Source organism: Acinetobacter sp. XS-4, assembly GCF_023920705.1.
Lineage (GTDB): Bacteria > Pseudomonadota > Gammaproteobacteria > Pseudomonadales > Moraxellaceae > Acinetobacter.
Map to the genome: position 1 here is coordinate 1,565,817 of NZ_CP094657.1, position 24,765 is coordinate 1,590,581.

Below are 24,765 nucleotides of genomic sequence, written 5' to 3' on the forward strand. Positions count from 1 at the left end.
AAACAAATTTTTAAATGATGTGTTCTTGACTATTGATTATATAAGTTCTATTTTGGAACTTGTTGTTTTAGTTCCATCCATATGCATAAAAATAAAGGGAGTCAATCGGAATGGTCGAAGTGCTGAAGCAAAACAAAACGGATGTGACCGCATGTATTTTGTGTTCTAGAAACTGCGGTTTAAGTGTCGAAATTAAAGATAATCAGTTTGTCAAAATTAAAGGTAATCCTGAGCATCCATTTTCACAGGGCTACATTTGCCAAAAAGCTGCCAGATTACAACACTATCAACAACATGCAGACCGTTTGACTACACCTTTAAAACGCCAGCCAGATGGTTCATTTCAAGAAGTGAGCTGGGATGTGGCCATACAAGAAATAGCTGATCGATTAGTACAGATTAGAGATAATTTTGGTGGGACGGCTTTTGCTTCTGTTGGGGGAGGTGGTCAAGGTAATCATCTAGGTGCAGCATATGGCCGACAACTCTTACTGGCCATGAAAAGTTATTATTCTTACAACTCTCTTGCTCAAGAAAAAACGGGTGATTTTTGGCTCAATGGACGTTTGTTCGGTAGTCAGGCATGCCATACGACAGAAGATGTGGAGTATGCAGACTATGTTCTTTTTATTGGGACAAATCCTTTTCAGGCCCATGGCATTCCCAACGCGCGAGATACGCTAAAACATATTAAGAAAGATCCGAATCGAACCATGGTGGTGTTTGACCCGCGAGTTACCGAAACAGCCAAACAAGCAGATATTCATGTACAGCTAAAACCCGGAACAGATGCTTTTTTAATGTCGGCGATGATTGCAATCATTATTAAAGAAAAGCTTTATGATGTAGCGTTTATTGAGCAGCATACACAAGGTTTTGAAGATGTAAAAACAGCATTTAGTCGTGTGCCGATTGAAGACTATATTGCCAAAGCAGATGTTCCGGTCGATTTGATTTACCAAGTGGTTCGAGATTTTGCTAAAGCTAAAAGAGGCTGTGTACGTATTGATTTAGGTATTCAGCATACTTTAAACACGACATTAAACGGATATTTAGAAAAACTACTGTACTTAGTGACTGGAAACTTTGGAAAGCAGGGCACCAATAATTTGCATACCATGTTTATTCCAATCTTAAGCGATACAGATGAAAGAAAGCCGAAATATAGACGTAGTGTTTACCATAAAATGTTCCCAATTTCCGGGTTCTTCCCGCCTAATATTTTACCCGATGAAATCTTAAAAGCAGGGGAAAAACGAATCCGTGCTGTGTTTGTAGATAGCTGTAATCCACTATTAACCTATCCCGATACACCAGCTTACGAAAAAGCGTTTAAAGCATTGGATTTATTGGTTGTGGTCGATATTGCCATGACAGAAACCGCGAGGTTGGCAGATTATATTTTGCCAGCACACACCCAGTTTGAAAAATGGGAATTTACAGGTTTTAACTTGGAATTTCCTAAAAATGGTTTTCACTTAAGACATCCTGTATTAGCTGCTCAAGCCAATACTTTGCCGGAAGCAGAAATTTATACACGATTACTTGAAGCCATGCAGGTAATTCCAAAAAGGTTTCCAATTTTAGAAAAAATAGCTTCAGTCGATTCGAAAAAAACAGCCTATTTACCTTACTTATCTGCATTAGGGCTTACTTTTGCGCGGCATAAAAAATATATCCCTTTTGCAGCCTCAATTCTCTATCGTACTTTAGGTAAACAGTTAGAAAAATCAGCAGGTTCGGTTGCTTTTTTATTGCCGCTGTCGATTCAATATGCTGTCTTACACACCAAAGCGGTGCGCCGTGCAGGTTACAAAGGTAACCCTTTAACATTGGGCGTTCGTTTATTCGAGCAAATTTTAAAGCAGCGATCAGGTGTCGTGTTATCAGAACATGAATATGATGAAATCTGGAAGTTGGTTGCTTATAAAGATAAGAAAGTACGTCTTGCTATTCCAGAGATGTTAACCGAGCTGGCAAGTTTAAAAAATCATCAGGTTAATGCAAAAGATTTTCCATTCATACTTTTATCAGGTGAACGACGTAGTTATAACGCCAATCAAATTTACCGTGATCCTGCTTGGCGAAAAGTAGATGCTGAAGGGGCCTTACGAATTCATCCTGAAGATGCAAGGCACCTAAATGTAGATGCAGGCGGTCAGCTTAAATGTATTTCACAACATGGAGAAATTCAGGTTACTGTAGATTTTGATGAAGGAATGCGAAAAGGTGTGGTATCACTTCCACATGGTTATGGCATGCGCTTTCAAGGTAGTGAACCAATTGGGCCACAATTAAATCGACTAATTTCCGCTGAACATTGTGATCCATTATCTAAAACGCCGTACCATAAATATGTACCCATCCGCTTAGAAAAGTGCTAGAAATAATGTAAGGCAAATAAGAGATTAATGCTGCACTAACTTTATACAGTTTTAAAATTACAGTTAAGTGGTGCAGCCAAAAGTCTATTAGAAAACCTAAGAAGTTATGGATGATAAATAGAATTGGAACAAATTTTGCATAAAGATCAGAGCACTATTGAAGAGCAATTTTCTATTTTAATTGCCCATAAAAAGTGCCAGCAATATTTGAACTGTTCTCGACACGAGTGCAAATGATGAAACAATATCACTCTGAAACTGCGCCAATGCTTCTGCAAGATCAATATGGGCGCATCAAGCGTAAGTTACGTATTTCGGTAACCGATCGCTGTAATTTTAAGTGTGTATATTGCATGCCTGAGCACCCTGAATGGTTAAATAAACAAGACTTGCTTAGTTTTGAGGCACTTTTTCAATTTTGCCGTTTTATGGTGCAACATGGTGTTGAAAGTATTCGTATTACGGGTGGTGAACCATTAATGCGTCAAGGCATTGTTCATTTTGTTCGTGATTTGCAAGCCTTAAAAGCATTAGGTTTAAAACGCATTTCAATGACCACCAATGGACATTATCTTGCCAAATACGCTCAGCAATTAAAAGATGCTGGGTTAGATGACCTAAATATTAGTTTAGATAGTCTTGATCCGATTCAATTCAAAGAACTTACCAAGAAAAAATTAGAACCAGTTCTTGGGGGTATTCAAGCTGCGAAAGATGCAGGACTACCTTTTAAGATAAACTGTGTGTTAATGAAAGACAAAAATGACGATCAAATCTTACCCATGGTGAGATGGTCAATCGCCAACCACATTCCGCTACGTTTTATTGAATTTATGCCACTTGATGGTGATGCACTCTGGTCAAATAAAGATGTGGTGAGTGAAGCTGAAATTTTACAGGCGTTGCAACAACATTATTCGGTACAGGTTGTTGAGCAACAACATGAGCCAGCGCGCCAATATTTGCTTAATAATAGCTATGCTCTCGGCATTATTTCTACCATTACTCATTCATTTTGCCACCAATGTGACCGCATACGACTAACGGCGCAAGGTGAGCTTTATAACTGTCTCTTTGCCCCGCAGGGTTTAAATATTAAGCCGCAGCTTCAAGCATTATCACGCGCACAGAACTCAACCGATCATGTGCTGTATAGTCAGCAATTGAAAGATCAGGTTATGCCGTATATCTGGAATAAAGCCAAAGGCTTTCATGCCTTACAACATCAACAAACCCGTAAAATCAGTATGCATATGCTTGGGGGATAAATGCAGCAATCTATCCAAATTAAAATCGAATCATTTGGTGCAATTGAAAAATTGCTTCCTCAGAATCTTTCGTTAGTTTGTCTCAACCCTATTTTAGTTAAAGATGTCTTAGATGAAATTGTTTCGTTGCATCCAGAATGTACACAGGCTATGGAAAAGTGTGCATGTGCTATTGGCGATAATGTCATAACGAGGCAATCTGCCTTAAGCCAGCCATGTACTTTGGTTTTATTATCACCAGTTGCAGGAGGATAAGCCATGCGAGATTTTGCACGTATACAAGAGCAGGCTTTAAGCCTAGATAGCTTTGATCCTATTGAATCATTTCCTGAATGCGGTGGAATCGATATTTTTATGGGAACGGTTCGCAATCATCATGAAGGTAAGGCTGTTCAGGCGCTAAAATATACCTCGTATAAACCGCTTTCTGAAAAAATGATACGTGAAATTGAACTGGAAATTGAGAAAAAGTATCAGGTATCTTATGTGCGGGTGGTTCATCGGATTGGATATCTAGATGTTGGCGAAACAGCAATCATTGCAATTGCTTATGCAGCCCATCGCCGTGAAGCTTTTCAAGCATGCGAAGAAGCGGTTGAGCGGGTAAAACATGAAGTGCCTGTTTTCAAAGAGGAGTTCTTTACAGATGGTACAAGTCACTATGTAGAAGGTTGCTGTATTCGTAAGGATGCACCGCAAGAACATAAGCATCACCATCATGCCGGCCATGAACACTCACACTGAAATAAGCAAGACTAGGATAAATAATGAAAAACGTAGGAATGAAGCCGGAAAGTTATCGTGTTGCTGAAGCGCAAGCAATTTTATATGCACCACCACACTGTATTGAGTTATTAAGACAAGGAAATACTGAAAAAGGGGATGCATTAAAAACCGCACGTGTTGCAGGAATTTTGGCAGCAAAACGAACTGATGAGCTGATTCCTTTGTGTCATCCACTGCCGATTTATCGTGCAGATGTTGAATATGAATTAGAACATGATTTTGTAAAGATTATTACCGTGGTCGAAACCATTGGTCCAACTGGCGTAGAAATGGAAGCCTTAACGGCTGCAAGTCTTGCAGGGTTAACCATTTATGACATGTTAAAACCGCATTGTGAACCAGAAGAGCTCTGGATGGATCAATGTAAATTGCTTAAGAAAAAAGGTGGAAAATCACACTTTAAGCGAGTTCTTCGTCAGCCTGTTTCGGCGGCTGTTATTGTGCTGTCCGATACCGTAGCTGCTGGTAGAAAGCCAGATACTGCTGGAAAATCTGTGGTTGAAACTTTAACCGAGGCAGGATTCGATCCGATTCACTACCAGATTTTGCCAGATGAAGCGGATACTTTAAAAAACTTAGTGCTTGAGTTGAGCAAATCATATGCTTGCATTATGACCGTCGGCGGTACTGGAATTGGTAAGCGTGATATTACGGTTGATACGCTAGAGCCACTTCTTGAGCGTAAGCTAGATGGTTTAATGGAAGCTGCGCGTTCATTTGGGCAAAAACGCACGCCATATGCTGCAATGTCGCGTGGAGTAGCTGGTTTTATCGACCGTTCTCTAGTGGTGACTTTACCGGGAAGCCGTGGTGGAGCAAGTGAATCAATGGCTGCTATTTTACCTGCATTAGTCCATATTTTTGATGTTTGCCGTGATTTACCACATCCGGGAGGCTATGAATAATGTCAGGTTGTGGTACAGAACGTGGATTAATCAGTGTAGATGAAGCAATTGCGCTGATTAGTAATAGACCTAAAAAGTTAGGCTCAATTCAGCAAATTTTACAAAATAGCCTAAGTAGATATCTTGCTAAAGAAATCTACTCAGAAATTAATTTGCCAAGTTTTTCTCAAAGTGCTGTAGATGGTTACGCGCTTTGTAGTCATGCACAAGATTTAAATAATCAAAAATTTCAGGTTACTGGCGAGATTCGTGCTGGAAGCGAGAGTCATGACATTCTGAGTGAGGGTCAGGCAGTTCGTATATTTACTGGTGGCAAAATTCCTGAAGGCACAACGCATGTTGCGAGGCAAGAAATAGTAGAGGTCGTTTCAGCACAAGAAATTTCGTTAACTGAACATATTCGCCCTCAAGCTGATATTCGTTTTACGGGCGAAGAAATCCAGAACGGACAACTACTTGCCCAAGTTGGACAGTTTCTAAATATTGGAAGTTTAGCCGCCTTAAGTATGGCAGGTGTACAAACGGTTGACGTTTATCGTGCACCTAAAGTCGCTGTTTTAGTCACGGGTGATGAAGTTGCCGAAAAAGCAGAAGATCTTGCAGAAGGCAAAATCTTTGATGCAAATGGTCCATTACTAAAAGCATGGTTTGAAGATTATGGCTTAGAGGTTGAACTCATTCATGTGGCAGATGAGGCAGAGCAAGTCACGTATTACTTTAATCAGTTAAAAGATAGTCATGATGTCATCATAACCACAGGTGGAGTGTCAGTAGGTGATTATGACTTTGTTCGACCATGTGCTTTTGAGGCTGGCTTTGAACAGGTCTTTTGGAAAGTAAAACAAAAGCCGGGTAAGCCACTCTTTTTTGCTGAATATTCTCACACCGAAAAAGATCATCGTTGTTATTTGTTGGGGTTACCGGGTAATCCGGCTGCGGTCTATGTATCAATGCAAGTTTACGGGAAAGCATTGCTCGACACTTTGCAGGGAAATCAAACAGGGCCAGAATGGTTTAGTGCAATTTTAGATCATGATTTAAAAGAAGATGCGCGTGAACGTTTTCTACGAATGCATGCTTATTTTGACAATGGACAACTTAAAGTTAAAAGTCTGGCAAAACAGCAATCACACATGCTCAGTAATTTAATGCAGGCCAATTGTCTGGTGCGAATTCCAGCAATTGTGAAACTAGAAGCAGACCATATATTGAAGGGTGTATTCATTTCAAATTAATGATGAGAAATGATAGATATAACTCACTATACAATTGGGTGAGTTATATTTGTTAAGTGAATTTATATAATAACTTTCTTTTTTTTATAATAAAAATTCTTTTATAAGATTGATAAGAAGTTATTTTTATAATGAATCTTGCATAAATCGTGTTAAGTGGTTTAGGGTATAAACAATAGGGCCGTTAGGCTAGGAAATATCGAGGAACGCATAAAGATGAAATGGGATGACATCGGTGATCAACCTTGTTCGGTTGCTCGTATGCTATCAGTGATTGGCGATCGATGGACGATGCTAATATTACGTAATGCTTTTATGGGAATACGCCGTTTTGACGATTTTCAAAAATCATTAGGCGTAACTCGTCATGTCCTTTCAGATCGTTTAAAGCGTTTGGTTGAATATGAAATTTTAGCCAAAGCTCCTTATTTTGATCGTCAAGAACGCTTTGAATATCGACTTACTGATAAGGGGTTTGAACTTTATCCGATTATTTTGTCTATGGCGAATTGGGCAGATAAATGGATGGATCAAGGTTTAGGTAAACCTTTAGAGTATCGTCATAAAACTTGTGGCCATAAATTTGAGCCAGTCATGGTATGTTCGGTTTGCCGTGAACCTTTACATGCAAAACAAGTTCAAGTTTCAGCTGGGCCAGGTTATTTTGCATATATTGAACAAAAACAGAAACAAGCTTAATTTTCCTTGTTACCCATTATGAAGACTCTGGTTGAATTGCATCAGCTAGAGTCTTATAAATGTAATCATGATTTGACTGTGTCACATTAAAACGTATGAATTGACCAGCATTGGAGGCTTGGCTAAATGCATTGCCTGGTGCAAGAATAACTTGATGGTTAATACAATATTTCGCAATTTTTGAAGCTTCAACACCCTCTGGTAAATGACACCAAACAAAAATTCCCGCTTGAGGCTTAATCCATGGCTTTATGCCCAAAGGTTCTAGTTTGGTAATGGTGTCGTGCATCGCTTTTGTTAAACGAACTTTTAGTAATTCTATATGTTTACGATAAGATCCATCAGTTAAAGCACTTAATAAAACTTCAGCAGACACGCCATTGTGAGAAAAGCTTGTGGCAATTTTTAGGTCAGTGAGCTGATCAATCCATTCTGGTTTCGCAATAATATAACCACAGCGAATAGATGCTGATAACGTTTTAGAAAAACTTCCAATAAAAATTACACGTGAAAGATTATCCAACGCAGCAAGCCGAGGAGCAGCGTTATATTCAAAATCTGAAAAAATATCATCTTCAACGACAATCAAATTAGATTGCTCAATAAGCTTTAATAATTGATGTGCCGTAGAAAGAGAAAGTACTGCTCCAGTTGGATTGTGAATTCCTGAGTTGGTGATATAAAGACGTGGATTATAAGTCTCAATTGCTTCTTTAAATGCCTCTAAGTCAGGGCCTGTTGGGGTGTAGGGAATACCAATAACTTTGACTTGATGGACTTTAAGTAATGCATGAAAGTTGAAATAACAAGGATCATCAATCAAAATGACATCATCGGGCTTTAGTAAAAATCGGCAAACCAAATCAATCGCTTGAGTTCCCGAATCAGTTAAAAGTACTTGGTTCAGATTCGCCTCAATACCTTTTGCTTGAGCACGCCTTGCCAGTAAATCGCGTAGAGCTGGTAATCCCAATGGTGTTGAATAACCCATTAAACAATCATCAGGGCTTTTCGCGGCCGTCCTTAAAGCTTTACGAATACTGTCTAATGGCATCCAGTCATCAGGTAGCCAACCGCAACCGGGCTTAAAAACATCTGCTTTAGCTTCCAAAGATTGACGTGAAATCCATAATGGATCGACTGAACGATCTAATTTAGGGCCTAATTCACTTAAAGAAAGAGGCGCGAGCGGGCCAACAATATAAAAACCAGATCCAGTTCTTGATTCGATCTTGCCTAAAGCAATTAATCTTTCATACGCTTCAACAACCGTTGAGACTGAAAAACCAAGATCATTTGCTAACTTACGAACAGAAGGCAAGCGTGCCCCCGGCAATAAAGATCGATTTTTTATTTGTTGTTCAATCTCTGAAATGACAATTTCAATTTTTGTTTTGTTCTGGTTCACGGGCTTAAAATCTCAACTGTACTGGCTGTTAATACATAACAGTTCTTTTAAATTGTACTGCTTTGTATCTGGTTTTATCACCTTAGCACAGCTTAAATTCTCCGTATAGTGACGGAGAAAATTATGAATAGGTTTATGAATGGCTGGGTGAATGGTTTTATTGGCGTGGCTATTTTTGCAGGGTCACTACCAGCAACACGTGTAGCGGTAATGGGGTTTGAACCCGGTTTTTTAACAGCAGCACGAGCTGCGATAGCTGGTATTTTAGGGCTTATTCTTATATTGGTTTTAAAACAAAAAAAGCCAGCCAAACAAGATTGGTGGCCTCTAGCCATTGTTGCTTTAGGGGTTGTGATCGGTTTTCCGTTGTTTACAGCACTTGCTCTACAGCACATGAATGCAGCTCATTCAATTGTCTTTGTTAGTCTTTTGCCACTTGCAACTGCAATATTTGCTGTACTCAGAGGTGGAGAAAAACCTAATCAATTTTTCTGGATATTTGCAGTTTTGGGAAGTGCTGTTGTTTTCGCCTATATGTTCTTCCTTTCTGGTGATACATCACTTGGAATAGGGGACTTTTATATGTTGATGGCAATTATTTTTTGTGGCTTTGGCTACGCAGAAGGTGGCGTACTTTCAAGAAAAATAGGCGGGTGGCAAGTCATTTGTTGGGCACTTATTTTGTCATTACCTTTTATGTTGTTACTTACTATTTTCTATATGCCAGCTTCATTCCAGAGTGTGTCTACATCAGCTCTAGTCGGTCTTATTTATGTGTCTTTGTTTAGTATGCTCATTGGCTTTTTCTTTTGGTACAAAGGACTGGCACAAGGCGGTATTGCTGCCATAAGCCAACTACAACTTTTACAGCCTTTAATGGGGCTTGCTATTGCAGCGGCTTTATTACACGAACATGTGAGCTGGTCAATGTTAGTGGTCACAGCAGCAACTATTTTATGTGTCGCTGCTGCTAAAAAGTTTACTTAACTTTATAAACAATTTGCTGGTTTAGGAACACCTGCCAAACGACTTAAATGACGGGCAACTAAACCAGTATTAAATTGTTGCTGTAAAACAGCGTTATTAATCTCTGGACTTACCGTTTTCATTAAAAACTTAATGAGAGGGCGGGTTGCTGGAGAGTGCCCAAACTGTTGATAAAACTGACGCACAGCAGCTAAAACTTCGAAATGCCATTCGGTTAATTCAATATCAAGTGACTTGGCAAGCTCTTGTGCAACTTCAGGATTCCAGATTGTATAATCAACCAAATGACCATCTTGGTCTAATTCTAAATTCATGAAACCAGCCTAAATATATTATTTAAAAGAAATACAGCGATTAAATGTTAAAACAAGATCTGCAAATTGATCATAGTCCAATACATTTATCTGAGCTAAAGTATCCGTATCGATTAAATCTTTTTCGATACTTAAGCATGAAACAGATTTAAACGGTTGAATCATTTCAGCTGAAAGCCGCGCAACAGAATCACCCATAAAAATAATCTGGTCACCTTCTTGATAAAGGTTACCTAATTCATCAATAACATTTGCTGTATTGTGATAAGCAGATTGCACGAGATAAAGTGTTGATGGATTCATTAAAATTACACCTTCATCTACCAATATAAGACATGGTCAAAAGACTGAATGAACTCATTATTCAACTGAATGAATTCGAGCTCTTGTTCTGTTTGCTGAACAAAAGGATTTTGCTGATTTTTGCTTTCAATAAGAATTGGGCTTAAGTCATAAAATTCAAAGCTTTCGACCATATTTGATGCGACTTTGAAAGCATGATGAAGTTGGCTAAAGCTTAAGTCATTTTGTAAAAGACTAAGCGCAGCATCTTTCAATAATACTTTGACTGGTGAGCCAAAGGTTGCTAAAACCATAGTAGCAGAGAGGCTTTCATTGATTTGCAGACTGGTTAAGTTGGCTTGGCTTAAAATGACGAGTACAGATTTCACACAATATACCTTTTAAAAGCAACAATCTAAGCAAACAAAGTAACTTAAAATTGAATAAGACGAGATGCTGACTGTACCGCATCAGCAAGTTCACCTAACCCGACCAGTTGAAAGTCTTTGGCAAGGTTGTGATGAGTAAGGTGATGGCGACTGGCATTTTCTGCATCGGTAATACCACGAGCGAGGGCAGCACTCACACATACAGGAAGTCGAATCGCAAGCTTTTGCCATTCATGCGTTAAATTACGCTGGTCGTCAGGAACCCATTGAAAATCATTAGCAACCTGCACGCCATCTTGGTAAAAGAATACACGAAAGTCTTCATTTTTACTTTTGAGTGCCTGAGCAAGTCCTAACGCATGCCAAGCATGAATGGAAGTAGGAGCAGAGGTAATTAGTAGTAATGTACTCATTGAGAATTCACTATGGTCATACGTCTAAATGGGCGTAGATGCATTAAGAGAAAGGTAAGTATACAATGATTTTAGTGACAGGTGGTTTAGGCTTTATCGGTTCACACATTGCTTTGAGTCTCATGGCTCAGGGTCAAGAAGTGGTCATTGTCGATAATTTGGCTAATTCGACCTTGCAAACGCTGGAACGCCTAGAGTTTATTTCTGGGATGTACGTTCCATTTGTTAAACTTGATGTACGTAATACACCAGCATTGAATAAGGTCTTCGAACAATATTCAATCGATGCGGTTATTCATACTGCTGGATTTAAATCAATTGAAGAATCTAATCTTAAACCTCTTGAATATTATAATGATAATGTAAGTTGCATCATGAGTTTACTACGTGCCATGCAACGCACAGGTGTTCGTCACTTTATTCATTTGTCTAGCCTTGCAGCTTATGGAAAATCTGGTCTGCAATTAAGCGAAACAGACGAATTCAACTATGCTTATCCTAACCCTTATATTAAGTCTCAACAGATGATTGAAGAAATTATCCGTGATACTTATAAAATTGATCATGAGTGGAAAATTGCGATCTTGCGCTTATCTAATATTGTAGGTGCATTTGAACATGGGGTGCTCGGAGAGTATGTCGCACAGCTCCCTAAAAATATTGTACCGCTTGCCATGCAAGTTGCAGCAATGCAACGTGATTTGATTGAATTACAAGATCAAGCTGAAACATCAGATCATACGACTGAACGTAGTTTTCTACACGTTTTAGATGTGTGTGAAGCTGTAACTGCAAGCTTACATTGGCTACGTGATCAAACACATTGTTGTGAGGCGTTTAATATTGCCCATGACCAAGTTCACTCTGTTCGTCAATTACTAGATGAAATTTCGCAAGTAACCCAAGCTGAAATTGCGACTCAACCTGCGATTTACAAACATGTTGAGTTAAGTCAAGTTGGGGCAGACATAACCAAAGCAAAAACATTATTGAACTGGACACCTAAGCGCCCGTTAAAACAAATGATTGAAGATGAATGGCGCTTTTATCAAAATACATTAAATGGAAGATAAGATAATGATTCTTATTTACAATAACGGAATGCTTGAGTACGATATTAGAAATTAACTAGCCAGAGCAAATACTTGCTTCAGCCCGTAAGTTCTTTAACCAGACAACTGAGGTTTCTATGCAAACACGAATTGAACATGACACTATGGGTGAGATTGAAGTTCCAAATGAAGCATTGTGGGGGGCACAGACTCAACGCAGCTTACAGAACTTTAAAATCGGGCAGGAACGATTACCCCGTGCCATGATTCGAGCAATGGGGCTGGTGAAAAAAGCTGCTGCGATAACTAATGCTGAACTTGAACAGTTACCGCAAGATTTGAGCCAATATATTGTGGGTGCAGCTGAAGAAGTAATTGATGGTAAATGGGATTCACAGTTTCCTTTAGTGGTCTGGCAGACAGGTTCTGGTACGCAAAGTAACATGAACTGTAATGAAGTGATTGCCAATATTGCCAACCAAAAATTAGGTCAAGTGTTGGGTGCACAAAAACCAGTACATCCAAATGATCATGTCAACCGTGCTCAATCAACGAACGATTCATTTCCAACTGCTATTCACGTGGCAGCAAGTTTGCAAATTAATGAATTACTTATTCCTGCCGTAGAGCAGCTTAAAGCGACTTTGCAAAAAAAATCAGATGAGTTTCAGTCTATTGTTAAAATTGGTCGTACCCATTTACAAGACGCAACTCCATTAACATTGGGTCAAGAATTTAGTGGTTATGTCTCTCAGCTTGAGCATGGATTAGTTCGGTTGCAACAGGCATTGACAGGTTTATATGAGTTACCATTGGGTGGTACTGCGGTAGGTACGGGGTTAAATGCACATCCTGATTATGCAGTGAAAGCAGCCGATCAACTTGCTTTGCTCACAGGCTTACCATTTGTGACTGCTCCAAACAAATTTGAAGCACTTGCAGGACGTGATGCTGCTGTTTTTGCTTCTGGTGCATTAAAAACGCTTGCAGTCAGTTTAAATAAAATTGCAAACGATATTCGTTGGTTGGCCAGTGGTCCACGTTGTGGTTTCGGTGAAATCCGCATTCCAGAAAATGAACCTGGTTCAAGCATTATGCCGGGTAAAGTAAACCCAACACAAAGTGAAGCAATGACCATGGTTGTTGCGCAAGTGCTTGGAAATGATACGACCATTAATGTGGCTGGTGCTTCAGGTAACTTTGAATTAAACGTATTTATGCCTGTGATTGCCTACAACTTATTGCAGTCTATTCAATTACTTGGTGATGCATGTAATAGTTTTAATGATCATTGTGCGGTAGGAATTGAACCTAATCAGGATAAAATTGATCACTTCTTACATAACTCTCTCATGTTGGTCACTGCTTTAAACCCAGTGATTGGTTATGAAAATTCTGCAAAAGTTGCCAAGACTGCCTACAAGGAAAATAAAACTTTGAAGCAGGTTGCTGTTGAGCTTGGTTTAGTTACAGCAGAACAATTTGATGAAGTGGTTAAACCTGAAAAAATGGTTTCACCAAATAGTAAATAATCTCTCCTAATGGGCTTTTTTCTTAGCAAATACTTCTGTAATATCCGTGAGTTGCTAAGTACAACAAAAGTCCTGAATGATCAGCGCAAAAAATCATAAGGGGAAGGCCTGCTTGAAAAAGTAGGCTTTTTTTATACCTTGAAATATAGATGTCATATCTAGACTTTATTTTTGCTACGTTATTTTATTTTAAGTTCAAATAAATGAAAAAGACTAAATCAATAGCTGTTTTAGCAGTAATAACTTGTGCCTTGTCGGGTTGTCTACAAATGTTTCCACCTACTGTAGCTGAGCTGAATCCAGGGGTTTATCAACTTCATGCTCAAAGTAATGCATTTGGTTCAAGAGAAGCTTTGAGGGCAAAGTTAATCGGTAAAGCAGAAGAAATATGTAAAGATAAGGGTTTTGATGAGTTGGATAGTAATAACAAAATCGTAAATCATCATACTGTCTATAATTCAGGAATGCTTATTCCAGTGAATACCAAAGCAGCCGTTTTGAAAGTTAAGTGTAAAGATTAATTTAAATAGTAGTTAAGTCATTCGAGACTTAATTTTGTTAGACATCTGGCAGTATAAAAAACTGACTAGATATCGACTAATGGCGGGGTTTTTTATTGTTAAGTATTTCTGTAATATCTGTATATAAGTTTAGCGCTGAATGATTAGTGTTAGAAATCAAAAGAAGGGGTGGATCTTTTTAAATAAGTATATATTTTTTGGTTTTAAACGTTTGAATTAATTTGTATTTGTATTTGTATTTGTATTTGTGGAGTTTGGGTGTTAATAAATTGGAAAATGACGGTATGTATCTTTCCAATTCTGGTTTTAAGCAACTTTTTCTTTTGGCTTATTTTTGGTTGGAAAGAGGAACCAGCTTTTTTTATTAATTAAGAAAAAACATAATTTTTTAGATGGAATTTAAACAGTGATGTATACAATTAGATATGTTCATCGGAACAATACTTACTATATCGCTTCGAATATCGAAGGAAATTTTATTATTCTTGAATCAATGGATTCAGAATTTCGTATGGGCCATCAAATTTCTTATGATGGTGAGAAGGTGTTTAACCTTACTTTGAATGATGAAACTGATGCAGTCATTAAATTAGAGAGTAATGAAAAAACAGCATACGAATACTTACTTTCAGTTAAATAAATTAGTTTTTTATGATGACTTATTTCTTTCAGAAATAGGTATGCTTAAAAGATATTTCATACAATAAAAGTTAAAAAGTTTTGTTTTTATTGAAAAAGCTATGGTATGGTTATTTACGCTTTAATTTTGGGCAGTTAAAACAAATGAACTGTTTATTAAATAAAATCACCACCACCACGACCTCTAAAGAAGGCTGTGTGTGATTTTTATTAAAGTGACTTAATAAGATAACTAAACCCAGCCAATAATGGCTGGGTTAATTTTTCTCTGTTCATTATTGGTTTTTGCAGAGAGAAATTATGGAAAACCTCAGTAGTAACTCAAAATCGGCTTTATTGGTCATTGATATGCAAAATGGCCTATTTAACGGCCAGTCTAAGCCGCATAATGCTCAACTCGTACTTTCAAATATTCTTAGCCTTATTGAATATTGCCGCTTGAATGAGAGACCAATTATCTTCATTCGGCATGTTGGTGAAAAAGGCACACCATTAGATCCAAGTGGGCCGAACACTCAACTGATTAAAGAGTTATCCGTTAATCTAAATGCGGATACAGTCATTGAAAAAATGTATCCTAGTGGCTTTAAAAATACTGTTTTAAAAGAAGTGTTAGAGAAGCTTGATGTTGATGAAATCATCATTACTGGGATGAAAACTGAGTATTGTATTGATACAACTGTTAGGGCTGCTTCTGAGTACGGATATAAATTGATATTAATTTCAGATGCACATACAACAACTGATTCAGCAGCTTTAAATGCTCAGCAAATAATTGAGCATCATAACGAAGTTTTAAGTAATGCTTTTGCTAAGTTAAAAACGGCAGAAGAGTTCATTTCTTAAATTTAATTTAGAAGTAAGCCGAACAATTTTATTCAAAAGTTTTATTAGTTGTCTCTATTAAGACATAACAGCCTCTGTTGAAGCATAGTGATTGGTAGGTTTTTAGCAGTAACAAGAATTGAATCTGTATCAACAAAAAGCTCTTTTGGGAGGGCTTTTTATCAAGACGGGATAAGTTTCACTAATTAATGGCGAATTAGCGTTGAATAAGCTGTCATAATTGTTAAAATGCCCACCTTGTCCTGTTTTTATTTTGCATTTATTTTGCGAGATTAAAGATAAAGTAATTGAAAACAGAAGCTTAGCTAAGGATTTTTGAATGCTCTCTATTTATTTAACAGATACCCAACAACATGTGCAATTTAATGATTATCCCGGTGATCAGCCTGTTAAGTTTCTGTTAAATCTTAAAAAGATTTTCCCAAGTACAGGTGACCTGTTATTGCCAGTTTTACCTGATGATAATGATCTAGAAAATGTAACATGGGAATCAACTTCAGAAGACTTTGATGTGTTTAAAAAGCTATTGGCTGGATGGGGTGTTATTGAACTTCGTTTAAATGCAATTACGGCTTATAAAGATAAAAACTTTGCGAATGAGTTAGTGAAACAAGCTCAAGCGAAACGTAAGAAAACAGCACAAAAAAATCATCAACTCTCTTTGGTTGCACTTGATTATATTTTTATGCACGAAGTTCACGCATTGATTGATGCGGAATTGGTCACTATTGGTGAGAAATTTTATTTACCAACCTTGCGTGAGCAATGGAAGGGTACAGTTTCAGACCCAGTGCTCAATGGAAAACTCTAATTAAACACAAAAGGTGAATTTACGAAAATTCACCTTTTTTATTTTTATAATTAAATTAATGATTTATAACTTAAGAATTGCTGGTACAAAAGTTTACAAGAAAAGAATGCGTTTTTTTTAAAGTGGCAGATACATTGCTTATATAAATACAAAATTATTGCGGGAGAGAGGTTCGAAAGAACCCGCCGAAGGAGCAACAAGCCCGGAAACTCTCAGGCAGAAGGACTGTAATAATTAAAAAATCTGGAGAGAAGCTTAGATTTATAAGAATTGAAAATAATAACTTATAAATTATAAACTCACCGAAGGGGAAGATCTAAACGTTAAAAGGTAACGTTGGGGTCGAAACTCTCAGGTACCAATGACAGATGGGCTGTACTGATGAAATGTTTTGCATTTCTGAGGAGTCTGTTATGCCACATGTTATTGTGATAGGTGCGGGAATCACAGGGGTTACCTCTGCCTATGAATTATCACAACTGGGTTATCAAGTCACAGTGATTGATCGACATCTATATCCTGCAATGGAAACATCATTTGCCAATGGAGGGCAATTATCGGCTTGTAATGCCGAAGTATGGAACCAAAAAGCCACTGTAGTTAAGGGCTTTAAATGGATGAGACAAAAAGATGCACCGCTATTGCTGAACCCTTCATTTAGTTTGCATAAGTATAGCTGGCTGGTTGAGTTTTTATCCCATATTAAACACTATGAAGCGAATACGATTGAGACGGTCCGATTGGCGTTACTCGCTCGTAAACGCTTGTTTGAAGTTGCAGAAAAAGAGCAGCTTCAGTTTGATTTGGAGAAACGTGGCATTCTTCATATGTATCATAGTAAGGCTGATTACGAGGTTGCTAAGCAAGTCAATGATGTCTTGAATAAAGGTAAATTGGAGCGTTATTCGGTTTCACCTGATGAAATGAAAACGATAGAGCCATCGTTAACCGGTGAATATTTTGGTGGTTATTACACACCAAGTGATGCAACGGGGGATATTCATAAATATTCAACCTCTTTGGCTGAAAAGACTAAACAATACGGTGTTGAGTATAAGTTCGGTCTGGAAGTTACAGATATTAAGTGTCATCCAGACAAAGTGATTGTAAGTTGTCAGCCAAGTGCAGAGCATCCTTATCTTGTTGAATCCGATAGCATCCAAATCGAAGGTGATGTGCTTGTAGTGTGCGGTGGTGTGGGAAGTTATCAACTCGCCGATATGATTGGAGAGAGAGTAAATGTCTACCCAGTAAAAGGTTATTCAATTACCGTGCAATTAAAAGATGAGCAAAGTGTAAAGAATGCACCGTGGGTCAGCTTACTAGACGAGAGTGCTAAAATTGTGACTTCTCGTTTAGGTAAAGATCGGTTGCGTGTGGCGGGAACTGCTGAATTTAATGGTTACAACCGCGATATACGGGCTGATCGTATTCAACCTTTAGTAAATTGGGTAAACCGTAACTTTGATATTTCAACTGAGCACGTGGTGCCTTGGGCTGGGCTAAGACCGATGATGCCTAATATGTTGCCTGTAGTGAAGCAATCTAAACAACCTCGTATTTTCTACAATACAGGACATGGGCACTTAGGGTGGACTTTGTCTGCGGCAACCGCAGTTTTAGTTGGTCAGGATATTGCTCAAAAATATCCGATCTAGAAAGTAAAAAGCCAGTGTTCAAACACTGGCTTTTATTTAACGTACTAATCATATAATCGGTAGATTCCGCTAAAACGCTCACAGCCTTTTTGCTGGGTTTTCACATTAAGTAATGCTTTTTGAAAATTAAACTGATATTTACAGTTATGTTCATTATCTAAAATTTCACTTTTTTGTTCAGGCGAACTATAGGCCATCAAAGAAATCGTTTGAGTTTCTTTGCGGTTATTTGGATTGCGATATGCTATTCCTTCAATCTTAATTTTATCTTTTGCGAGCTGATGGACTTGAATGTGAACAGGCTGTGTTGCTAGACGTCCATTTTCAAACTTAAGATAATGTTGGGTAAGCGTTTGCTTAAGTGATGCATAAAAATTTAGGTCATCAGTACGTAAGTCAAACTGTTGTTGAATGCATGTATTGCTCTTACATTGCTGAGTATGCTTAGACCATAACTTTTGTGTATCCTGTAAAAGCTGTAAGGGGGCATCAGTAACTAAATATGCAGAAAGATATTTATTATTGAGTTCCTTTCTCGATTCACCAAATTTTTTTGAGCAGATTTTAAGCTCAGCTCCAGAATTGGGGCAGTCTGTGGATTCTGCAAAGACAAGAGATGAACATAAACAACTCAGTGTCACGGCAAAACTTAATCTTTTCAATTGATTCATATCAGTATTAGACAGCATGATCGCTTATACTTTCAGTCTACTTTGCTAGGTGTACTATAGCGAAACAGAAAGGCTGAATACAAGATTTCTTAAGTTTTTATGGAAGGTAATAGTTATATGGTTGCTCAAATTCGCATTGGACAAGGAATGGATGTGCATGCCTTTGAAGAGGGGAACTTCGTTACATTGGCTGGCATTCAAATTCCACATACGCATGGCTTGAAAGCTCACTCTGATGGTGATGTTGTGCTCCATGCTTTGTGTGATGCTTTGTTAGGTACTTTGGCACTTGGAGATATAGGGCAACATTTTCCTGACACTGATCCAGAATTTAAGGGTGCGGACAGCCGAGTACTATTAAAGCATGTTTACCAGTTAATCTTAGACCGTGGTTATCAGTTGAATAATGCGGATATTACAGTGGCTTGTGAGCGTCCAAAATTAGCTAAACATAATTTGGAAATGCGTCAAAGCATTGCTGATGTTTTAAATGTAGATGTTAATCAAATCAGTATTAAAGCAACGACAACCGAAAAACTTGGGTTTACCGGTCGTCAAGAAGGTATTTTAGCTACAGCAACTGTTCTAGTCTCTCATCACACCAAGTGATCGGCTTGTTGTAAAGACTGCTGAAGCTCAAGAGTTGCCTTACGGCCTTGTAGCTGTAAGGTAATACTATGAATAAGCCCTGTCCAAGTTTCATTAGGCTCCCAAATTTCATGAAGTAAATCTTGGGAAGTGGGCATGTCCATATTCATATAAAACTGTCTATAAACATACATCAGGCAACTAGAGCGATCATTTTTAGTACAGTGAATCCAGACAATTTCATTCTGGACTAAATGATCAATAAGATCGAGTACCAATAAACATTGCTCAGCAGATGGAGTTTCCCAGCCAATTGGAATATGAATGTAATTTAAACCGAGGTCTAAACAAATACGATCTTCATTTTCAATATGATTTGGTGCGTTACTTAAAGCGAGATTAATGATTGTACTGCAACCATATTCTTTAATCAGTTTCAGTTGTTCAGCAGAAGGCTGTGCTGAACTAAATAAATGTTCATGAATAATTGAAAATGCGGGAATTTGAGATAATGATTGTTCAAGGGTAGTCATGATCGCACTCTACGAGAGTAGGCTTAGCTTATTGTGTAGAATGTTATACACGATTCTAGGGAATAGTTGAAATACAGCCTGCTTATATATTCGACAACGTTATCAAAACTTTAAAAATAATTAACTGGAAAAGTACAAGTTTTATAAAATAAAAAAAACAGCATCATAAAGATGCTGTTTTTTTCTAAATAATTAAAATTTTAGATTTTCATTCAATAAAAATTCGACTAAAGCTTTTTGAGCATGAAGACGATTTTCTGCTTCATCCCATACCACTGCATTTTTATGATCAAGCATAGTTTCAGAAATTTCTTCGCCACGATGAGCAGGTAAGCAGTGCATGAATAAACATTCAGGATGAGCAAGGCCCATTAATTTTTCATTGACTTGAAAAGCAGCAAAGGCTCTTTCACGAAGCTTCTGTTCTTCTTCTTGTCCCATGCTTGCCCATACATCTGTCACAATGAGGTCAGCATTTACAGCAGCATCTTCTGCATTGTCAAAAACTTCCACACAATGACCAAACTCTGCTAAAAATTCAGGTTTAGGTTCATATCCTTTCGGTGATGCAATTTTGAGTTTAAAGCCCATCATGTGTGCAGCTTCAATATATGAGTTACACATGTTGTTGCCATCACCAATCCAAGCAACAGTTTTGCCTTTGATGCTACCGCGGTGTTCATTATAAGTTTGTAAATCTGCAAGTAACTGGCAAGGATGATGATCATCTGTCAAACCGTTAATCACAGGAACTTTTGAATATGATGCAAAACGTTCAACAATGTCATGACCAAAAGTACGAATCATCACGATATCAAGCATACTTGAAATTACACGTGCTGAGTCTTCAATCGGTTCACCACGGCCTAATTGAGTGTCGCGAGGCGATAGGAATATTGCGCTACCACCAAATTGGTTAATGCCTGCTTCAAAAGAGATACGTGTGCGCGTGCTTGATTTCTCAAAAATCATTCCCAATACTTTACCAACAAAAGGTTGATATACCTTATTGCCATGCTGCATTTTTTTAAGCTCGCTTGCGCGTTCTAAAATGCGATTAAGTTCTAGAGTGGATAGATCACGTAAAGTCAGGAAATGTCTTAGAGCCATGTAGCTACTCCATAATAATTGCTATGAAATACAACAATTATCTGTTGTTGGCTGGGTGGATGTGGAAAAAAAGAAGTCTACTATACTATAAGGATTTTAAAATGCAAAAGAATTAGACTTTATGATGGCCTCTTAAGAAAATATCAACACAATAGTTAATATAATCAATTACTTCTTTCTCATCAGTCGGTAAAGGCATCCCCATAATTACACGCCATTCTATATCGCGTAAAATTCCAAAATACATTAACGAAGAATGATCGGGAGATGTGCAAAGAATTTCTTCAGCCTGATGGGAAATTAGAAGCGCCTGAGCAATTGTGTTTTGTATATTTTGAGCGCATTTTTCATATAGATATTTGCTCAAAGTTGCATTGCATTGTGTTTGTTCAATAATTAAACGTAAAAAAGCGATATGTTCAGGTTGAATAATATGATTATAAAAGCGAATGAGTGTTTGAATTAAATAGTTGCGTAAAGATGTTTGGGATGGTTGAAAGGGCATAGAAATATCTTTAAAGAACATTTCACGGCGATAGTCGCAAATTGCGGTGAATAAGCCATCTTTATTGCCAAAATATTTATAGATAGAAGCTTTTGAACCCCCAGCATGATTAACAATGTCATCAAGAGAAACGGCATCATATCCTTTATCCAGAAACAGCTCGGTCGCACTTAGCAATAGTGCTAAGCGACGTTCTATACCTCTGCGTGTTTGGGGTTTTTCACATACTGAATGATGTGACTCAAGGACTGAATCATGCATAAAATTTTATAACAACGGTTAACTTTGCTTGTTTAGTATAGCAAAACTATCTTTAAGGATGGTCATCACTATTTTTTTAGGTCATCTGCTGAACAGTAATCACGAAATTAAAAAAATAAATGAATAGAAAATATAAGTTTAGAGTGAGTTCTGAAAAGATTTAATGATGTAACTTGATGTTCATTTTTAAGTTTAATAAAAATAAAGCGGCTAGGAATGTCTTAGCCGCTTTTAATTTAAAGGATAAGTTTTTTAAGCTTCAGTTTGAGAAACCTTATGTTCATCTTCTTCATCATCGTCAGCAGATTCCATTCCAAGTTCTTTTAACTTGCGAGTTAAAGTATTGCGACCCCAACCCAGTAATTCTGCTGCATGACGTTTTCGTCCACGCGTTTGTTGTAAAGCTGCATTAATTAAGGTGCGTTCAAACATTGGCGTAGCGATATCTAAAATCTTCATTTCGCCATTCTTAAGCTTTTGAATTGCCCATTGATTTAGTAATTCATCCCAATGGTGTAAGGAAATGCGTTCAAATGAAGGGGCAGGTTGTCCAGAGTCGCTATTCTTTTGTAATGGAACCTGTTTGAGTTCGGAAGGTAAATCTTCTGGATAAACTTCACGTCCAGTAATCATTACAGTTAACCAGCGACACGTGTTCTCAAGTTGTCGAACGTTACCGGGCCATGGCAACTGTTGCATATAGTCTGTTGTCTCGGTACGTAAGATTTTTGGACTTACGCCAAGTTCTTTACCTGCACGTGCAAGAAAATGCTGAGCCAGCATTGGTATATCTTCACTGCGATGAGCAAGTTTAGGAATGTGAATACGAATTACATTTAAGCGGTGATATAAGTCTTCACGAAAGCGACCTTCATTTACCAGTTTTTCTAAATCCTGATGTGTTGCTGCCACAATTCGAACATCAACTTTAACTGGAATATGTCCGCCTACACGATAAAATTCACCGTCAGCGAGTACACGAAGGAGTCGAGTCTGTGTTTCAAATGGCATGTCACCAATTTCATCAAGGAATAGTGTTCCACCATTTGCTTGTTCAAAGCGACCTTGATGTTGAGTGTTTGCGCCTGTAAATGCACCTTTTTCATGACCAAATAACTCGGTTTCAATCAAGTCTTTTGGAATAGCCGCCATATTTAAAGCAATAAAAGGCTTAGCGCGGCGTGGAGAATGCTTGTGTAAGGCATGCGCAACTAGTTCTTTACCTGTACCTGATTCACCATTAATTAAAACGGTAATATGAGACTGAGATAAACGACCAATAGCACGGAAAACCTCCTGCATTGCTGGAGATTCGCCAATAATTTCTGTTGATTGAAGAGGTGAAGCTGTTTTTGTGGCTTCTTGTTGTTGTAGCTTGTTGATATGCAGGATTGCACGATTGACCAAGGCTAAAGCTTCATCAATATCAAATGGCTTCGGTAAATATTCAAAAGCGCCTGTTTGATAGCTTGAAACAGCAGACTCTAAATCAGAGTGTGCAGTCATAATAATGACAGGTAAATCGGGATGAGAGTTTTTGACTTTGGATAAGAAAGTTAAACCATCAATTCCAGGCATTCGAATGTCAGTTAGGATGACATCGGGAGCATCATGATGCAAACGTTCAAGCGCAGTTTGAGCTTCTTCAAAATTGGTAACGTCAAAACCTTCTTCTTTAAAGGTCTTTTCCAATACCCATCGCATGGCGCGATCATCATCAATAACCCATATTTTATTTCGCGACACGGTCTGACTCCCAAGGTAAATATAAGCTAAAAATAGTTTTTCCAGGAACAGATTGGCATTCAATCATTCCATTATGTTGATGCATAATATTCTGTGCAATACTCAGGCCAAGCCCAGTACCTTTTGCTCGTCCGGTAACCAATGGATAAAACACTGACTCTAAAATACTCTCAGGTATACCCGGCCCATTGTCCTCAATGTCAACTCGCACCGTAGATCGATTCAGCACACCATTGATTGTGACAAGGCGTTGTATGCGGGTACGTAGAATTAGTTCTGGTTCATGATCGATAAAGAATGCTTTGTTTTCTGTTATGGCTTGAATTGCATTTACACTAATGTTGAGCATGACTTGGATTAACTGATCGCGATCGGCATTCACATCGGGTAAAGACAAATCATAGTCACGTATAATTTTAATTTTTTTCTTTGTTTGGTTTGCAATAAGAGAGCGTACTCGTTCTAAAGGTTCGTGTACGTTAACATTTTCATAGCTTGGTAGTTGTCTAGAACCTAACATGGTGTCAGCCAAATTGGTTAAACGATCTACTTCATTAATGATGACATCGGTGAATTCCGCATAAGTCTTATCATTTAAACTGCGAGCGAGTAACTGGGTTGCTCCTCGGATACCTGCAAGTGGGTTTTTAATTTCATGTGCAACGCCGCGTACAAGCTGCCTAGCGACCTGATGTTGTTGAACCAGATTTTCTTCTTTTGAAATCTTTAACATGCGGTCAATTGGGTTGAGTTCGATCAACAATAATGGATGGTAGCTTTTACCTGCATTTAATTGAGAAACTGTGTAATCCACATGGAGGTCTTTAAAGTTGACATTAATGACAGCTTCTCGACGCGTATAAGGTTGTCCGGTTTTTATAGTGTTTAATAAAGCTTCATGTGTATTGAAAGTATCATCAGGGGCATGAAGTAAGTTTAAAACGGGCTGTCCTGAAGCACGGAGCAAACTAATATCAAATAGTGCTTCGCAGGCAGAATTTAAATAAAAAATATTCAAGTTACTATCGATTAATAAAATCGCAGTAGTTAAGTTGTCTACCAATAGGCGATAGTCGATAGGGTTGTGTTGATCCATTAGCGAATCGTTCCTGTCTTAAAATAGCGCAATGGCATCTTCATTGGTTATCGGATTTTCACCGTTATAGAACATGAACGATGCAAAATATACGCCAACTTTGTTTATGGGTTATTTTAAAGTTTT

Annotated in this window: 27 protein-coding genes and 1 riboswitch; of the genes, 16 read left to right on the forward strand and 11 right to left on the reverse strand. The window is 38.0% G+C overall.

Features of this window, described 5'->3' with window-relative positions:
- Positions 1-110 precede the first annotated feature (110 nt).
- The 7 genes from MMY79_RS07305 to MMY79_RS07335 all read left to right on the forward strand — a co-directional run bounded on the left by MMY79_RS07305 (position 111) and on the right by MMY79_RS07335 (position 7,277).
- On the forward strand, positions 111-2,384 hold the full coding sequence (locus tag MMY79_RS07305) for a molybdopterin-dependent oxidoreductase (protein ID WP_252612726.1): 2,274 nt from the start codon (positions 111-113) through the stop codon (positions 2,382-2,384).
- Positions 2,385-2,611: 227 nt separating this feature from the next.
- Positions 2,612-3,652: a GTP 3',8-cyclase MoaA gene (gene moaA / locus MMY79_RS07310; protein WP_252613471.1), complete on the forward strand. Its 1,041-nt coding sequence runs from the start codon at positions 2,612-2,614 to the stop codon at positions 3,650-3,652.
- Positions 3,653-3,907, forward strand: a complete 255-nt coding sequence (locus tag MMY79_RS07315) for a MoaD/ThiS family protein (protein ID WP_252612727.1) — start codon at positions 3,653-3,655, stop codon at positions 3,905-3,907. It begins immediately after the preceding gene.
- 3 nt (positions 3,908-3,910) lie between these two features.
- Positions 3,911-4,396 (forward strand): molybdenum cofactor biosynthesis protein MoaE, encoded by a 486-nt coding sequence (locus tag MMY79_RS07320; protein WP_252612728.1) that lies wholly within the window; start codon positions 3,911-3,913, stop codon positions 4,394-4,396.
- A gap of 23 nt (positions 4,397-4,419) precedes the next feature.
- Positions 4,420-5,343: a bifunctional molybdenum cofactor biosynthesis protein MoaC/MoaB gene (moaCB, locus tag MMY79_RS07325; protein ID WP_000799986.1), complete on the forward strand. Its 924-nt coding sequence runs from the start codon at positions 4,420-4,422 to the stop codon at positions 5,341-5,343.
- The gene (locus MMY79_RS07330) at positions 5,343-6,578 is read left to right on the forward strand and encodes a molybdopterin molybdotransferase MoeA (protein ID WP_252612729.1); all 1,236 of its coding nucleotides are present in this window, start codon (positions 5,343-5,345) and stop codon (positions 6,576-6,578) included. Before moaCB ends, MMY79_RS07330 begins: the two co-directional genes overlap by 1 nt.
- 216 nt (positions 6,579-6,794) lie before the next feature.
- Positions 6,795-7,277 (forward strand): helix-turn-helix domain-containing protein, encoded by a 483-nt coding sequence (locus tag MMY79_RS07335; RefSeq protein WP_252612730.1) that lies wholly within the window; start codon positions 6,795-6,797, stop codon positions 7,275-7,277.
- Positions 7,278-7,293: 16 nt separating this feature from the next.
- Here the strand turns inward: MMY79_RS07335 and MMY79_RS07340 are convergent, their stop codons facing one another.
- On the reverse strand, positions 7,294-8,685 hold the full coding sequence (locus MMY79_RS07340) for a PLP-dependent aminotransferase family protein (RefSeq protein WP_252612731.1): 1,392 nt from the start codon (positions 8,683-8,685) through the stop codon (positions 7,294-7,296).
- A 123-nt stretch (positions 8,686-8,808) separates the two neighbouring features.
- Here MMY79_RS07340 and MMY79_RS07345 point away from each other — a divergent pair, with 123 nt between their 5' ends.
- On the forward strand, positions 8,809-9,672 hold the full coding sequence (locus MMY79_RS07345; protein ID WP_252612732.1) for a DMT family transporter: 864 nt from the start codon (positions 8,809-8,811) through the stop codon (positions 9,670-9,672).
- Positions 9,673-9,674: 2 nt separating this feature from the next.
- Here MMY79_RS07345 and MMY79_RS07350 read toward each other — a convergent pair whose 3' ends face one another.
- The 4 genes from MMY79_RS07350 to tusD are packed head-to-tail and all read right to left on the reverse strand — an operon-like array spanning position 9,675 to position 11,070.
- Positions 9,675-9,986 carry a TusE/DsrC/DsvC family sulfur relay protein gene (locus MMY79_RS07350; protein WP_005306315.1) on the reverse strand — a complete coding sequence of 104 codons (312 nt, stop codon included), beginning with the start codon at positions 9,984-9,986 and terminating at the stop codon, positions 9,675-9,677.
- A gap of 18 nt (positions 9,987-10,004) precedes the next feature.
- Entirely contained in the window at positions 10,005-10,289 is a 285-nt protein-coding gene (locus MMY79_RS07355; protein WP_252612733.1) for a DsrH/TusB family sulfur relay protein, read from the reverse strand.
- Between the two features lie 17 nt (positions 10,290-10,306).
- A complete protein-coding gene (locus tag MMY79_RS07360; protein ID WP_016137867.1) occupies positions 10,307-10,657 on the reverse strand; it encodes a hypothetical protein in 351 nt (116 codons plus the stop codon).
- A 44-nt stretch (positions 10,658-10,701) separates the two neighbouring features.
- Positions 10,702-11,070, reverse strand: coding sequence for a sulfurtransferase complex subunit TusD (tusD, locus tag MMY79_RS07365; RefSeq protein ID WP_004791822.1), 369 nt, complete (start codon positions 11,068-11,070; stop codon positions 10,702-10,704).
- 65 nt (positions 11,071-11,135) lie between these two features.
- On the opposite strand from tusD, the gene galE reads away from it, so the two are divergent.
- From galE to MMY79_RS07400, 7 genes are all read left to right on the forward strand, one after another.
- Complete coding sequence (gene galE, locus MMY79_RS07370; protein ID WP_252612734.1) at positions 11,136-12,143, forward strand: UDP-glucose 4-epimerase GalE; 1,008 nt, start codon at positions 11,136-11,138, stop codon at positions 12,141-12,143.
- A gap of 116 nt (positions 12,144-12,259) precedes the next feature.
- Positions 12,260-13,654, forward strand: a complete 1,395-nt coding sequence (gene fumC / locus MMY79_RS07375; RefSeq protein WP_004643127.1) for a class II fumarate hydratase — start codon at positions 12,260-12,262, stop codon at positions 13,652-13,654.
- Between the two features lie 203 nt (positions 13,655-13,857).
- Positions 13,858-14,175 carry a hypothetical protein gene (locus MMY79_RS07380; RefSeq protein ID WP_252612735.1) on the forward strand — a complete coding sequence of 106 codons (318 nt, stop codon included), beginning with the start codon at positions 13,858-13,860 and terminating at the stop codon, positions 14,173-14,175.
- Between the two features lie 409 nt (positions 14,176-14,584).
- Positions 14,585-14,815, forward strand: coding sequence for a hypothetical protein (locus MMY79_RS07385; protein WP_005306296.1), 231 nt, complete (start codon positions 14,585-14,587; stop codon positions 14,813-14,815).
- Between the two features lie 299 nt (positions 14,816-15,114).
- Positions 15,115-15,660, forward strand: a complete 546-nt coding sequence (locus MMY79_RS07390) for a cysteine hydrolase family protein (RefSeq protein WP_252612736.1) — start codon at positions 15,115-15,117, stop codon at positions 15,658-15,660.
- 319 nt (positions 15,661-15,979) lie between these two features.
- On the forward strand, positions 15,980-16,471 hold the full coding sequence (locus MMY79_RS07395; protein ID WP_252612737.1) for a hypothetical protein: 492 nt from the start codon (positions 15,980-15,982) through the stop codon (positions 16,469-16,471).
- Between the two features lie 150 nt (positions 16,472-16,621).
- Positions 16,622-16,709, forward strand: a riboswitch (glycine riboswitch).
- Between the two features lie 175 nt (positions 16,710-16,884).
- On the forward strand, positions 16,885-18,129 hold the full coding sequence (locus MMY79_RS07400) for a D-amino acid dehydrogenase (RefSeq protein ID WP_252612738.1): 1,245 nt from the start codon (positions 16,885-16,887) through the stop codon (positions 18,127-18,129).
- A 44-nt stretch (positions 18,130-18,173) separates the two neighbouring features.
- Here the strand turns inward: MMY79_RS07400 and MMY79_RS07405 are convergent, their stop codons facing one another.
- Positions 18,174-18,818, reverse strand: coding sequence for a hypothetical protein (locus tag MMY79_RS07405; protein ID WP_252612739.1), 645 nt, complete (start codon positions 18,816-18,818; stop codon positions 18,174-18,176).
- 99 nt (positions 18,819-18,917) lie between these two features.
- On the opposite strand from MMY79_RS07405, the gene ispF reads away from it, so the two are divergent.
- Positions 18,918-19,409 carry a 2-C-methyl-D-erythritol 2,4-cyclodiphosphate synthase gene (gene ispF / locus MMY79_RS07410; protein WP_004791837.1) on the forward strand — a complete coding sequence of 164 codons (492 nt, stop codon included), beginning with the start codon at positions 18,918-18,920 and terminating at the stop codon, positions 19,407-19,409.
- Here the strand turns inward: ispF and MMY79_RS07415 are convergent.
- The 5 genes from MMY79_RS07415 to glnL form a co-directional block, all read right to left on the reverse strand.
- Entirely contained in the window at positions 19,397-19,921 is a 525-nt protein-coding gene (locus MMY79_RS07415) for a protein tyrosine phosphatase family protein (RefSeq protein WP_252612740.1), read from the reverse strand. The two genes, ispF and MMY79_RS07415, sit on opposite strands and share 13 nt — an antisense overlap.
- A gap of 192 nt (positions 19,922-20,113) precedes the next feature.
- Positions 20,114-21,031: an ornithine carbamoyltransferase gene (gene argF, locus MMY79_RS07420; protein ID WP_252612741.1), complete on the reverse strand. Its 918-nt coding sequence runs from the start codon at positions 21,029-21,031 to the stop codon at positions 20,114-20,116.
- A gap of 112 nt (positions 21,032-21,143) precedes the next feature.
- Complete coding sequence (locus tag MMY79_RS07425; RefSeq protein ID WP_252612742.1) at positions 21,144-21,797, reverse strand: TetR/AcrR family transcriptional regulator; 654 nt, start codon at positions 21,795-21,797, stop codon at positions 21,144-21,146.
- A 252-nt stretch (positions 21,798-22,049) separates the two neighbouring features.
- On the reverse strand, positions 22,050-23,543 hold the full coding sequence (gene glnG, locus MMY79_RS07430) for a nitrogen regulation protein NR(I) (protein ID WP_252612743.1): 1,494 nt from the start codon (positions 23,541-23,543) through the stop codon (positions 22,050-22,052).
- Positions 23,530-24,639: a nitrogen regulation protein NR(II) gene (glnL, locus tag MMY79_RS07435; RefSeq protein WP_004791847.1), complete on the reverse strand. Its 1,110-nt coding sequence runs from the start codon at positions 24,637-24,639 to the stop codon at positions 23,530-23,532. The genes glnG and glnL overlap by 14 nt, the downstream gene beginning before the upstream one ends.
- Positions 24,640-24,765 lie beyond the last annotated feature (126 nt).